Below are 12316 nucleotides of genomic sequence, written 5' to 3'. Positions count from 1 at the left end.
CATGTTCTGGCGTACAACCTGAAGCGCGTCCTTCGAATTCTCGGGTTCTCGAAAACAATGAAGGCAATGCGCCTGGTGGGTGCGTAAGCACCCATTTGCGCCCAAAAAATGGGCTGAAGATCGCCCTCAGGAGCTCATTAGCGCTGTTCGCACCCGTTTCGGCGTCGTCCCATGACCAGATTGGCCGAAAATTCGATAAGACAGGCTACGCCCCCGAGGAGACGCGCATTCGTGCGATTCGAGAGACGTTTCCACACGGCCTCGGTCGTTTTGCGACCCTCAGTCCCAAGGCCAAACCGCCAATGCTTCAAGGATGGGGCGGCAGCCGTTTACACGACTGCCCACCCGCCCAACGTCACTCAACCTGCAACGCCTGCCCCTGCACCACAGCCAGCTCACTCAACACCTGCGTCTTATGCGCCAGCCAGGCCGCGAGAGAAAGCAGACTTTCCCAAGTCCCCTGCTCCAAATCCACCGGCTCCAAACTAGCAGCCCCATGATCGCTAGCCATGAGCAACAGCCCATGAAGCTGCGCCGCCCGTTGCACCGCCAGACTCAGCGGATTCTCCCCCGGACTATGGGCGGTCACGAGCATGTCGACACCATTGTGTTCCGCTGTAATACCGTGATGACTATGGCTATACATGGCACACCTCCGCATACGCGACTAGCGTGCGCGGCTGCATTGTGCAGGTACTGGAGATTGTCAATCGCCCAGAATGGGCAAGTAAGAACTGAAGCATGGGAATGCCCCCCCTATCCATACAGGTTCAGTCCCGCTCCCCGGGGTGCTGATCGGGGTGGGCGGGCGCAAGGCAGGGTTAGCAGACCGGGGAATAAGAGCCGGCGAGCCCGGAGGCTCCCCTGCCAGGGCCCGCCCATTGAAGGGGCATGCTCAGGCACGGCGAACGTAAGGATACCGCCTGACGGCGGTCGTTCGGCCCTACTCCATCGGGCTGCTAAACCCGGTCGCCACGACGCAGCGACGAACCCAGTATGAAGAGAGGCTGCAAGCGCGAGTATGGGCAAACTCTTAAAACCAGCCCAACCAAAACGTCAGAACCCCAGACTCGCCAACAAATCATCCACCTGCGCCTGGTCCGACACCACATCCGGCTTCCCTTCCGGATTCACCTGCGGCCCATTGAGCAGCGTCGACGGCGCCTGCGCTTCTACGCGCCGCTCGGACGGCACGTTGTCGATCAGCACCTGCAGCAGCTCCTGCTCCAGCGCGCGGATCATGTCCATCATCTTCTTGATGACCTGGCCGGTCAGGTCCTGGAAGTCCTGCGCCATCATGATGTCGAGCAGGTGGCTGTTGGTGGCGCGGGCCTGGCCGGGCACCTCGGACAGGAACGCGCGGGTGTCAAGCACCAGCGAGCGGGCATCGGCCAGCTCCACCGGCTGGTCGAACCAGGCGGCCCAGCGCTTGTCCAGGGTTTCGGCCTGTTGTTCGATGTCGGACTGGATCGGCTGCGCCAGCTCGACCGCGTTGAGCGTGCGCTCGGCGGCCTGCTCGGTCATCGCGGCGATGTAGTTGAGGCGGTCGCGCGCATCGGGGATGGCCTGCGCGGCGCGCTCGATCTCCTTGTCCAGGCCGAGTTCGCGCATGTTGTCGCGCAGCATGCGCGTCAGGTTGCCGATGCGCAGGATCAGTTGTTCGGCGGAATCGTTGCTCAGGGTGGGGGTCATGACAAACGCGCCTCCGCCTCAGCCGCCGAGCTTCTCGAAGATCTTGGTGATCTTCTCGTCCAGCGTGGCGGCCGTGAACGGCTTGACCACATAGCCGTTGGCGCCGGACTGGGCCGCGGCGATGATGTTTTCCTTCTTGGCCTCGGCGGTCACCATCAGCACCGGGATCTTGCCGATATTGGCGTCGGCGCGGATCGCCTGCAGCATGGTCAGACCGTCCATATTGGGCATGTTCCAGTCCGAGATCACGAACTGGAAGCTGCCATCCTTGGCCTTCTCCAGGCCGGCGGCGCCGTCCTCGGCTTCCTCGACGTTGACGAAACCCAGCTCCTTGAGCAGGTTGCGGATGATCCGGCGCATGGTCGGGAAATCGTCCACGACCAGGATCTTGATGCTCTTGTCCACTTTGAGGGCTCCATTAAATACAGTGTTGGCTTGTTGCCAGGCCGAGCGCTGCGCGTGCGGTATGCGCGCCCCGCTCGGCCCGATTTCGTTTACACCCGCTGCGCGCGCGTGCCGTATGTGGCCAGGCGTGCCATCACGCGCTGGGTCATCGCCGGCAAGGGCACGACTTCATGCACGCCACCGGTGGCGATCGCCTCCTTCGGCATGCCAAACACAATGCATGTGTGCTCGTCCTGGGCCAGGTTGTAGGCACCAGCCTCGCGCATGCGCAGCATGCCGCGCGCGCCATCCTTGCCCATGCCGGTCAGGATCACGCCGATCACGTTCTTGCCTCCATGCTGCGCGGCCGAATCGAACAGCACGTCGACCGACGGGCGGTGGCGGTTGACCGGCGCTTCCTGCGAAAGGTGCGCGACATAGTTGGCGCCGCTGCGCGCGAGCAGCAGGTGCGAATCGCCGGGCGCGATATACGCATGACCGGGCAGCACGCGCTCGCCGTGCACGGCTTCCTTGACGGTGATGCGGCACAACCCGTCCAGCCGCTGCGCGAACGAGCGCGTAAAGCCGGCCGGCATATGCTGCACGATCATGACCGCCGGGCTGTCGGGCGGCAGCGGCATCAGGAACTCCTTGATGGCCTCGGTGCCGCCGGTGGAGGCGCCCAGGATGATCAGCTTCTCGGTCGACAGCAGCGGGCTGCGCAGCATCGGCACGGGCGCGGTGCCGGTGGCGGTCGGCGCGGCCGGCTGCGCGGCCGCGCGCACGCGTGCGCGCGACGCGGCGCGCAGCTTGTCGGCGATGGTGTCGGTGTATTCGAGCAGCCCGTCGCGGATGCCCAGCCTGGGCTTGGTGACAAAGTCCACCGCGCCCAGCTCCAGCGCGCGCATGGTGATCTCGGAACCGCGCTCGGTCAGCGACGACACCATCAGCACCGGCATCGGCCGCAGCCGCATCAGCCGCTCGAGGAAGTCAAGCCCGTCCATGCGCGGCATTTCGACGTCCAGCGTCAGCACATCCGGGTTCAGGCGCTTGATCAGGTCGCGCGCCACCAGCGGGTCGGGCGCGGTGCCCACCACTTCCATGTCGGGCTGGCTGTTGATGATCTCCGTCATCAGGCTGCGGATCAGCGCGGAATCGTCCACGCAGAGCACCTTGATCTTGGCGGCTGTCATGATTGATCGTGCTTGTATGGGTTTCAGGGAAGCTGGCGCGCAAAAGACTGCCGCGCAAACAGTTCAGGCGATTGCGCCGGCGCCCGGGCCGAGGTGGCAATGGCACGGGCCAGTGCGCGCTCGTCGCGCGCCACTGAAACCTGGTCGTCCTGCCGCGTCAGGCGGCGCACCAGCGCCAGCCCGCCGACCGGGAAGTAGCTGACACGGCGCGCATGCGGGCCGCGCAGGTCCTGCGCCGCAACGCGGATCTCCTCGGTTTTCAGGTAGCGCAAGACGAAGTCCGCGTTGCGGTCGCCGATATTCAGCGTGGTCATGTTGGCCAGCACCGCCCCGCCGCCGAAGACCTTGGCCTCCAGCCGCTCGCGGCGCGCGCCCATCTTGAGCAGTTCGTTGATCAGCACTTCCAGCGCGTAGCTGCCGTAGCGCATCGACGCCGACAGCATGCGGTCGGCGCTGCCGTCGTCGTCGGGCAGCATGAAGTGGTTCATACCGCCGACGCCGGCAACCTCGTCGCGGATGCAGGCGGCCACGCACGAGCCCAGCACGGTGGTCAGCACCACGTCCTCGCGCGTCACGTAGTATTCGTTGGGCAGCAGCTTGATGGCCTGCTTGCCGAACTCGCGGTCGAAGTACGTGCGCGTGGCAAGCGCTTCGGGCAGATGGGGCGTGCGCATCACGGCCTTCCCGCCCTGGCCGCATCTGGCGCCAGTTCATAAACGGTCTGCCCGCGCAGCTGGAACGCGCGCGTGACATAAGAGAAGTTCTCCGAGTGGCCGGCAAAGAGCAGCCCGTGCGGCTTGAGCAGCGGCACGAAACGCTCCAGGATGCGTCCCTGGGTCGGCTTGTCGAAGTAGATCATCACATTGCGGCAGAAGATGGCGTCGAACTGCTCGCGGATGCCCCAGTCGGGCGCGAGCAGGTTCAGCGGCTCGAACGCGATGGTGGCGGCCAGCTCCGGCTTGACCTTGACCGAACCGGTGCGCGGCCCGGTGCCCTTCAGGAAGAAGCGCTTGAGCCGTTCGGGCGACAGCCGCGCGACCTGCTCCGCGGAATACACGCCGCCGCGGGCTTTGGCCAGCACCTGGGTGTCGATGTCTGTGGCCAGCACCGTGCCGGCACGGTCGCCCAGCGCCTCCGCCAGCGTGATGGCGATCGAGTACGGCTCCTCGCCGGTGGAGGCGGCCGAGCACCAGACGCTGTAGGGGCGGCCGGTCTTCTTGGCGTGCTCGGCCAGCAGCGGGAAGTGATGGGCCTCGCGGAAGAACGAGGTCAGGTTGGTGGTCAGCGCATTGGTGAAGAACTCCCACTCCGAAGAGCGATCGTCCGCCTCCAGCAGCGCCAGGTATGAGGCGAAGTCCGACAGCTGCAGCGTGCGCAGCCGGCGCACCAGCCGGCTGTAGACCATCTCGCGCTTGTGGCTGCCCAGCGAGATGCCCGCGCGCCGGTGGATCAGCGCGCGGATTTTCTCGAAATCGCGTTCGGTCAGCAGGAAGTCGCGCGCGTCGTCGCGCCGCAGGATGGCGCCCGGCGCAAGGACCGACCCGGTCTGGCCGGGAACGTTGGCGGCAGTGCGGAACGGCGTCATGGGATGTGCTTCAGTGATACGCACGCAGCCTCAGGCCAGCTCGGCCTCGACCAGCGCCATTTCCGCGCTGGTCATCAGGCGTTCAATGTCGATCAGCACCAGCATGCGGCCGTCGATGGTGCCCAGCCCGGTCAGGTGCTCGGTCGAGATCGACACGCCGAACTCCGGCGCGGGCTTGATCGCATCGCCCGTCAGCGTCAGCACGTCGGACACGCCATCCACCACGATGCCGACCACGCGGCCGGCCACGTTCAGGATGATGACCACGGTCTGGTGGTCGTAGCGCACGTTGCCCAGGCGGAACTTCAGGCGCAGGTCGACGATCGGCACGATCACGCCGCGCAGGTTGGTCACGCCCTTGATGAAGTCGGGCGCGCTGGAGATGCGGGTCACGGTCTCGTAGCTGCGGATCTCCTGCACCTTGAGGATGTCGATGCCGTATTCCTCCGACCCCAGCGTGAAGACCAGGAACTCCTGGCCCGAAGCGTCGCTTCCGGGGGTATCGATGTGTCCGATGCCGGCCATGATGTCTCGTTCTCCTGTGATTGGTCGATTACTGCGCCAACGCCGGTTCCTGCCGGCGCACGCCTGTGCGCTGCAGCGCGCCGACATCGACGATCAGCGCCACGCTGCCGTCGCCAAGGATGGTGGCCGCGGAAATGCACGGCACCTTGCGGTAGTTGGTTTCCAGGTTCTTCAGCACCACCTGGTGCTGGCCGATCAGCTGGTCCACCAGCAGCGCAAAGCGCTTGCCTTCGGCCTGCAGGATCACGGCGATGCCCTGCGTGGGCTCCTGCAGCGCGCCGGCCACGTTGAACACGCGGTGCATCTCCAGCAGCGGCAGGTATTCGCCGCGCACGTGCATGACGCGATCGGAGTTGGCGGCGGTGTGGACATCCTCGGCCTTGGGCTGCAGCGACTCCATCACGCAGTTCAGCGGCAGGATGAAGGTCTCCTCGCCCACTTTGACCGACATGCCGTCCAGGATCGCCAGCGTCAGCGGCAGCACGATGCGGATGGTGGTGCCCAGGCCCGGGCGCGAGCTGATCTGCACGTGGCCGCCCATCTCCTGGATGTTGCGCTTGACCACGTCCATGCCCACGCCGCGGCCGGAGACGTCGGTGACGACTTCGGCAGTGGAGAAGCCCGGCGCGAAGATCAGCTGCCAGACTTCCTCGTCGGTGATGGTCTCCGACACCGGCAGGCCGTTCTGGATGGCCTTGGCCAGGATGCGCTCGCGGTTCAGGCCGCCGCCGTCGTCGCTGACTTCAATGACGATATTGCCGCCATGGTGCTGCGCGGACAGGATCAGCTGGCCGGTCGGGTCCTTGCCGGCGGCCACGCGCTTGTCGGGGGTCTCGATGCCATGGTCCAGGCTGTTGCGCACCAGGTGCGTGAGCGGATCGATGATGCGTTCGATCAGGCTCTTGTCCAGTTCGGTGGCCTTGCCGAAGGTGACCAGGTCGATCTGCTTGCCAAGCTTGCTGGCCAGGTCGCGCACCAGCCGCGGGAAGCGCGAGAACACATAGTCCATCGGCATCATGCGGATCGACATCACCGCTTCCTGCAGGTCACGCGCATTGCGCTCAAGCTGGCCCATGCCGGAGAACAGGCGGTCGAACAGCACCGGGTCCAGTGCGGAGGCGGTCTGCGCCAGCATTGACTGCGTGATCACCAACTCGCCCACCAGGTTGATGATCTGGTCGACCTTTTCGGTCGGCACGCGGATCGAACCTTCGCCGTGCGCGGCGCTCGCCTGCGGCTTGGCCTTCTCGCGCGCGGCGGCGGGCGCTGCCGCTGCCGCGGCAGGGGCCGCCGCGGCCGGGACGGGCGCCGGGGCCGGCGCTTCGACCACCGCCGGGGCAGAAGCAGGTGCTTCGGCTTCGATCACGATCTGGTCCAGGTCGATCACGAAGCAGCACACCGCGATGATGTCGTCGGCGCTGCACTGGGTGTTGAGCCACACCACCAGTTCGCCGTTCACCTCTTGCTGGCCGGTGATCTCACCCAGGTTGGCCAGTTCCTCGCGCAGCAGCGCCTGGTCAGAGGCAGAAACCCGGATCAGGCGGATCTTGAGCCCGCCGCCCGTGGCGGCGGCAGCGGGGGGCGTTGCGGCAACCGGCGCGGGCGCCGGGGCCGGTGCATCTGCGCCGGCATGGCCGGCGGCTTCCTGTGCCAGCTGCTGCAGCACGGCGCAGATGCGCGCCAGCGTTTCCGGATCAGGTTCGGTGCCGTTGCGGTAGGCGTTGAGCTGGTCTTGCAACACGTCCTTGGTTTCCAGAAAGGTGTCGATGATGGTCCTGGTCAACGCCAGTTCCTGCCGGCGCGTGCGGTCCAGCAGGTTCTCGAAAATATGGGTGGTCTCGGTCAGCGCCGCGAAGCCGAAGGTGGCAGCCCCGCCCTTGATGGAATGCGCCGCCCGAAAGATCGCGTTCAGATGCTCGGGATCGGGCGACTCAAGGTCCAGGCCGAGCAGCAGCTGCTCCATTTCGACGAGCAGTTCTTCCGCTTCCTCGAAGAAGGTCTGGTAAAACTGTGTGATATCGATATCGACAGACATGGCGTCCTGAGTCACTTGGTTACGGCACTGGCGCTACCGCAGCGGCCGCGCGTCATGGTTTGCTGCCCGTGGGCGCAGGCGCGGGCGCGGAGGCCGCTGCCAGCCCCGCCTGCATCCCCTGCGCAGCCTTGCCGGCCTGCGCCGCCACCGAGACCTCGGCGGCGCTGGCGTTCTCGGCCTCGAAGCGCGCCTGCGCCTTCTGGTTCAGCACCACGATGCTGATGCGGCGGTTCACCGGCGCGAGCAGGTCTTGCTTGTCCAGCGGCATGGTCGCGGCCAGGCCCAGCACGCGCAGCACCTTGCCCTCCTGCATGCCGCCCGCGATCAGCTCGCGGCGCGAGGCGTTGGCGCGGTCTGCCGACAACTCCCAGTTGCTGTAGGTGCGCTCGCCGTTGGAATAATTGGCCGCATCGGTATGGCCCGACAGGCTGACCTTATTGGGCAGCTCGTTCAGCACCGGGCCGATCTCGCGCAGGATGGTGCGCATATAGCTTTCGACGGCGGCGCTGCCGGTGCGGAACATCGGCCGGTTCTGCGTATCGAGGATCTGGATGCGCAGCCCTTCGCTGGTGATGTCCAGCAGCAGTTGCGGCCGGAACTGGCGCAGCACCGGATTGTTCTCGATGATCTGTTCCAGGCGCTGCTTGAGCGCGCGCAGGCGCTGCGCTTCCTGCTGCTCGTTGTGGCGCTGTTCGTCGCTGGGGTCATTGTCGCGGGCGCGCATGACCTCGCCGTCCTTGCGCATCGCGTTCATGCCACCGCCGGGGATCACGCTGGGCGACTGGCTGCTCTTCTCGCCGCCGACGATGGCCACCTTGAGCGGCATGCGGAAATACTCGGCAATGCCTTCCAGCGTCTTCTTGTTGGCGCTGGAGAGCAGCCACAGCACCAGGAACAGCGCCATCATCGCCGTCATGAAGTCGGCGTAGGCGATCTTCCAGCTGTGGTTGCCGTGCGGCCTGGCGTGCGATTTCGCCCGCCGGACGATGATCGGACGCATATCGTGTGCGCTGCTCATGACGGTGCCCCTTGCTGCTTGCGCGCCTTAATTCAGGCTCTTGACTTCACGCACGTGGTCGTCGAGCTCAAGGAACGACGGCCGCACCGTGGAGTACAGCACCTTGCGGCCGAATTCCACCGCCACCAGCGGCGCGTAGCCGTTGAGCGAGGCCAGCAGCACGACCTTGATGCATTCGTAGACCTTGACGTTCTCGGACACCTGCAGCTCGATGCGCGCGGCCAGCGGCGAGACAAAGCCATAGGCCAGCAGGATGCCCAGGAAGGTGCCGACCATGGCATGCGCGATCAGCGCGCCCAGCTCAGCCGGCGGCAGGTCGGCCGAACCCAGCGCATGCACCACGCCCATCACCGCGGCGACGATGCCAAAGGCCGGCAGGCCGTCGCCGACGCGCGACAGCGCATGGGCGGGAATCTCGGCTTCATGGCGGAAGGTCTCGATCTCGTGGTCCATCAGGGCCTCGATTTCGAACGCATTCATGTTGCCGTTGACCATCATGCGCAGGTAGTCGGTGAGGAATTCCATCACCACCGGATCCGACAGGATGCGCGGGTACTGGCTGAACACGCTGCTGGCGGCGGGATCCGCGATTTCCTTTTCCAGGAACAGGATGCCCTCGCGCCGTGCCTTGGACAGCAGCACGTACAGCAGCGACATGACGTCCAGGTACAGCTCCTTCTTGTACTTGGAACTCTTGAACAGACCCGGCAGCGCACGCGCGGTGGCCTTGATGGCCTTGCCGGTATTGGTGGCGATGAAGGCGCCGATGGCGGCGCCCGCGATGATCACCACTTCAGCAGGTTGATATAGCGCGCCCATATGGCCGCCGGTCATGGCGTAACCGCCAAGCACCGCCGCTACCACGACGACATAGCCAAGAACTACTAGCACGATCGGATCCCCGTCTAAAAACGCGCGTCAGCCACGCTCATTTGCCCGTTGCACGGGCGCACGGAGAGAATCCGTCCGCCAGCGCAGCAAGCTTGCCAGCCGGCGGACCTTGACCAGGATCAGGTGTTGGTTTGCACGGCGGCGGCGTCTTTCGAGAGCTTCTTCACTTTCCCTGCGCGTGACGGCGGACGGCACAGGCTGCACACAAAATTCGCGTGCGGCTCATACGCGTGCGTGACAAACTGCCCGCCGCAACACGTGCACCGGGACAGCTGCAGCATATTGCTCTCGAAGAACCGTACTAACGTCCAGGCCCGCGTGAAACTTAAGACAATTTCGCCGCCGAGCAGCGAAACATGCTCAAGGTACAGGCGGTAGGCAGCCACCACCGCGCGAATGCCCACGGTCTCGCCCTCCTGCACCATGAACTGGTAGGCAGAGAAAAACAGCGACGAGTGGATATTCGGCAGCCAGGTGGTGAACCAGTCCGTCGAGAAGGGAAGCATGCCCTTGGGGGGCGAGACGCCGCGCAGCTCCTTGTACAGGCGGATGAGCCGGTCACGCGACAGCGTGGTCTCGGCTTCAAGCACCTGCAGACGCGCACCCAGGCCGATCAGCTCGATCGCGAGCTGGGTCTGGTTCGCATCCTGGAGCACGCTCTTGCGGCTGGGAACGGAGGTGGCCGTGTAACTCCGGGTTGGTTCGACCTGCAGGAGCGCGGTCAATTGAGCGACTCCACAGGCTGGCGTGCAAGCAGGATCGCGGCGTGGATCTGCTGCATGTCATGGCTCTTGGCCGTGTGGGTGAGAGTGGACAGAAGCGCATGGTCGTCGAAGCGAAACCTGCACAGCACCATGTTGGATGCCGCCAGCTTGACGAGTTGCGCGGAAGTCAGCTTGGCGAGAATATCCGCGATTTCCTTGCTGACCCCGAGCCGGAACATGGCTTCGACCTGGTTTTCGCGCACCAGGCGTTGCGCGAGCAGCAGATAGGCGAGATTAACCTCCCTGATCTCCTGGAGAACTTCACTGCTTTCCAATTTATCCCCGCTACCAAAAGCCCGCCGTAGCCGCTTGTCCGGCGCTTACCGATGCCCTCGAGGGCCCGGCGACCAGATCGTTTGTTTGCGGCTGGGCGGGTACAACGTACGACTAAGGAACTACGCCCGTGTCAAACTGTAATCCACTCCGTTACAAGTGTTACAGAGTGTAAGTGCGACGGTTACGTTTATATCGGCAATCGACCCGCAATGCCAATCCCTACTTACGCGGGGGGGAACCAAATGTCGCATGAAACATACATGGGCGCGCACATTTTGTAACAGTTCACGCCCGTGACACTTGATGTGGCGCAAGCGGCTTTCGCAAACGTCATATCCACCAACGCACGACAAGTGCCCTCGGTAGCCTGCTGGATTCCTCTATTGACGAGTGCCGCGTTTGGCGTTCAGCGCGCAAGCGCCGCCCGTCATCCCTGCACGAAATTCGTGGCGGGATGCATCGGGCCAGATGCCCGTCGCGCCCTCAGTGCGCGAACATGTGCCGCAACCACGCCGCCAGCCGGGTGAACACATCGTCGGGCGCCTCGCGGAACAGCGCCGGGCGCATGCGCTCCACCTGCTCCAGCACGCGCGAGGCTTCTTCCGGCCGCACCGAGCCGTACTCCAGGGCCAGGCCCAGCATGCCGCGCAACTCGCCCACGCGTGCGCGGCCCGCGGCTTCGCTGTCTTCGGTCTGCAGCGCGTACATCAGGTCATAGGCGCGCTGGCGCAGGCTTTCGGCCAGGCGCCATGCGGGCGTGCGCATGCGCGCTTCCAGCACCCGCACGTCTTCCGCCGAAGCCGCCACCTGCGTGGCGAGCGCCTCGGTGAAGGCCGCATCGGCGCCGCATTCTGACAGCACCTGCGCCGCCCATTCGCGCGCATGCGCCAGGCGCTGGTCCGGCGTCCAGTCGGGCTGCACTGCCAGCCCGAAGCCAAAGCGCTGGGCATCGCGCATCAGCGCCGCCAGCGCATTGGGCAACTGCTTGTCGAACACGCGGCGTGCCCAGCCGTATTCACCGCCGGACAGCAGCCGCGAGACCGCGCGCTCGGTGAGCGGGCCGTCATGCTGCAGCAGCCGCGCGCGCAGGAATTCCTGGAAATCTGGCGGCAGGAACTCGCGGTCCAGGCCGGTCGAGACCCCGACGAACTGCTCGAATTCCTTGCGCAGCCGGGCCGCATCGTCGTGCGGCAGGGCCAGGTTGATCTCGGTCGTCATAGCCTTGCCATCCGGGCCGCCGCGCGGCCCGTTGCCGGTGGGGATCAGAACGCGCTCCAGTCGCCGTTGTCGGCGGCTGCCAGCGCGGGCCGCGGGATCCTGCCTGCCACCAGCCGCGCCGGGCGCGCGGCGACAGCATCAGCCGCCTCAGTTGCGGCGGCATTGTCCGCCGCAGGCACAGCCGCGGCCTTCGTGCTGGCAGGCGGGGCCTTGGCGACCCGCTTGCCGGCAGGGATGGCGCGCACCGCCCCGGCGGCACGAGACGCCTTGGCCGGCACCGCCATCGCCGCAGGCAGGGGCTGGGCCACGAACGAACCCGCGCGGGCATCCTCAGCCGCCAGGCGGAACGTCGCCACCGCCGCCTGCAGCCGGCTGGCCTGCTCTTCCAGCGCGCCGGCAGCCGCGGCGGCTTCTTCCACCAGCGCCGCGTTCTGCTGCGTGCCCTCGTCCATCTGCGCCACGGCCTGGTTGACCTGCTCGATGCCCGCGCTCTGCTCGGCCGACGCCGCGCTGATCTCGCCCATGATGTCGGTCACGCGCTTGACCGCCTGCACGATCTCGTCCATGGTCTTGCCCGCCTGGCCTACCAGCGCCGAGCCGTTGTCCACGCGCTCCACCGTATCGCCGATCAGCCCCTTGATCTCCTTGGCCGCGTTGGCGCTGCGCTGCGCCAGGCTGCGCACCTCGCCCGCCACCACCGCGAAGCCGCGTCCCTGCTCGCCGGCACGCGCCGCT

General features: G+C 65.8%; 14 protein-coding genes. All 14 read right to left on the bottom strand.

Annotation, left to right across the window (positions count from 1 at the left end):
* Window positions 1–355: 355 nt before the first annotated feature.
* On the bottom strand, window positions 356–646 hold the full coding sequence (locus tag A3A5_RS0137235) for a hypothetical protein (protein WP_018315507.1): 291 nt from the start codon (window positions 644–646) through the stop codon (window positions 356–358).
* 410 nt (window positions 647–1056) lie between these two features.
* The gene (gene cheZ / locus A3A5_RS0137230) at window positions 1057–1692 is read right to left on the bottom strand and encodes a protein phosphatase CheZ (RefSeq protein ID WP_018315506.1); all 636 of its coding nucleotides are present in this window, start codon (window positions 1690–1692) and stop codon (window positions 1057–1059) included.
* Between the two features lie 18 nt (window positions 1693–1710).
* The gene (gene cheY, locus A3A5_RS0137225; protein ID WP_018315505.1) at window positions 1711–2097 is read right to left on the bottom strand and encodes a chemotaxis response regulator CheY; all 387 of its coding nucleotides are present in this window, start codon (window positions 2095–2097) and stop codon (window positions 1711–1713) included.
* An 89-nt stretch (window positions 2098–2186) separates the two neighbouring features.
* Window positions 2187–3269: a chemotaxis response regulator protein-glutamate methylesterase gene (locus A3A5_RS0137220; RefSeq protein ID WP_018315504.1), complete on the bottom strand. Its 1083-nt coding sequence runs from the start codon at window positions 3267–3269 to the stop codon at window positions 2187–2189.
* Between the two features lie 23 nt (window positions 3270–3292).
* On the bottom strand, window positions 3293–3943 hold the full coding sequence (cheD, locus tag A3A5_RS0137215) for a chemoreceptor glutamine deamidase CheD (RefSeq protein ID WP_018315503.1): 651 nt from the start codon (window positions 3941–3943) through the stop codon (window positions 3293–3295).
* Window positions 3943–4854 (bottom strand): CheR family methyltransferase, encoded by a 912-nt coding sequence (locus A3A5_RS0137210; protein WP_018315502.1) that lies wholly within the window; start codon window positions 4852–4854, stop codon window positions 3943–3945. The genes cheD and A3A5_RS0137210 overlap by 1 nt, the downstream gene beginning before the upstream one ends.
* Window positions 4855–4884: 30 nt before the next feature.
* On the bottom strand, window positions 4885–5379 hold the full coding sequence (locus A3A5_RS0137205; RefSeq protein WP_010812708.1) for a chemotaxis protein CheW: 495 nt from the start codon (window positions 5377–5379) through the stop codon (window positions 4885–4887).
* Between the two features lie 28 nt (window positions 5380–5407).
* Window positions 5408–7414: a chemotaxis protein CheA gene (gene cheA / locus A3A5_RS0137200; protein ID WP_018315501.1), complete on the bottom strand. Its 2007-nt coding sequence runs from the start codon at window positions 7412–7414 to the stop codon at window positions 5408–5410.
* 52 nt (window positions 7415–7466) lie between these two features.
* A complete protein-coding gene (gene motB, locus A3A5_RS0137195) occupies window positions 7467–8432 on the bottom strand; it encodes a flagellar motor protein MotB (protein ID WP_018315500.1) in 966 nt (321 codons plus the stop codon).
* A 27-nt stretch (window positions 8433–8459) separates the two neighbouring features.
* The gene (gene motA / locus A3A5_RS0137190) at window positions 8460–9323 is read right to left on the bottom strand and encodes a flagellar motor stator protein MotA (RefSeq protein ID WP_026201511.1); all 864 of its coding nucleotides are present in this window, start codon (window positions 9321–9323) and stop codon (window positions 8460–8462) included.
* A gap of 119 nt (window positions 9324–9442) precedes the next feature.
* Window positions 9443–10048: a flagellar transcriptional regulator FlhC gene (gene flhC, locus A3A5_RS0137185; RefSeq protein WP_018315498.1), complete on the bottom strand. Its 606-nt coding sequence runs from the start codon at window positions 10046–10048 to the stop codon at window positions 9443–9445.
* Window positions 10045–10362 carry a flagellar transcriptional regulator FlhD gene (gene flhD, locus A3A5_RS0137180; RefSeq protein WP_010812713.1) on the bottom strand — a complete coding sequence of 106 codons (318 nt, stop codon included), beginning with the start codon at window positions 10360–10362 and terminating at the stop codon, window positions 10045–10047. Before flhD ends, flhC begins: the two co-directional genes overlap by 4 nt.
* Before the next feature lie 484 nt (window positions 10363–10846).
* Window positions 10847–11581 (bottom strand): DUF4088 domain-containing protein, encoded by a 735-nt coding sequence (locus tag A3A5_RS0137175; protein ID WP_018315497.1) that lies wholly within the window; start codon window positions 11579–11581, stop codon window positions 10847–10849.
* Window positions 11582–11625: 44 nt separating this feature from the next.
* Window positions 11626–12316, bottom strand: a 691-nt coding sequence (locus A3A5_RS0137170) for a methyl-accepting chemotaxis protein (RefSeq protein WP_018315496.1), incomplete at its 5' end; no start/stop codon positions are given.

The sequence above is a fragment of the Cupriavidus sp. UYPR2.512 genome (genome assembly GCF_000379565.1).
In the GTDB taxonomy this organism is placed as follows: domain Bacteria; phylum Pseudomonadota; class Gammaproteobacteria; order Burkholderiales; family Burkholderiaceae; genus Cupriavidus.
This window is presented reverse-complemented; position numbering and strand designations above follow the sequence as displayed.

Bases quoted from the DNA above. Each gene is read 5' to 3' on its own strand.
- A3A5_RS0137235 (WP_018315507.1), bottom strand. From the start codon at position 646: ATGTATAGCCATAGTCATCACGGTATTACAGCGGAACACAATGGTGTC.
- cheZ (WP_018315506.1), bottom strand. From the start codon at position 1,692: ATGACCCCCACCCTGAGCAACGATTCCGCCGAACAACTGATCCTGCGC.
- A3A5_RS0137220 (WP_018315504.1), bottom strand. From the start codon at position 3,269: ATGACAGCCGCCAAGATCAAGGTGCTCTGCGTGGACGATTCCGCGCTG.
- cheD (WP_018315503.1), bottom strand. From the start codon at position 3,943: ATGCGCACGCCCCATCTGCCCGAAGCGCTTGCCACGCGCACGTACTTC.
- A3A5_RS0137210 (WP_018315502.1), bottom strand. From the start codon at position 4,854: ATGACGCCGTTCCGCACTGCCGCCAACGTTCCCGGCCAGACCGGGTCG.
- A3A5_RS0137205 (WP_010812708.1), bottom strand. From the start codon at position 5,379: ATGGCCGGCATCGGACACATCGATACCCCCGGAAGCGACGCTTCGGGC.
- cheA (WP_018315501.1), bottom strand. From the start codon at position 7,414: ATGTCTGTCGATATCGATATCACACAGTTTTACCAGACCTTCTTCGAG.
- motB (WP_018315500.1), bottom strand. From the start codon at position 8,432: ATGAGCAGCGCACACGATATGCGTCCGATCATCGTCCGGCGGGCGAAA.
- A3A5_RS0137175 (WP_018315497.1), bottom strand. From the start codon at position 11,581: ATGACGACCGAGATCAACCTGGCCCTGCCGCACGACGATGCGGCCCGG.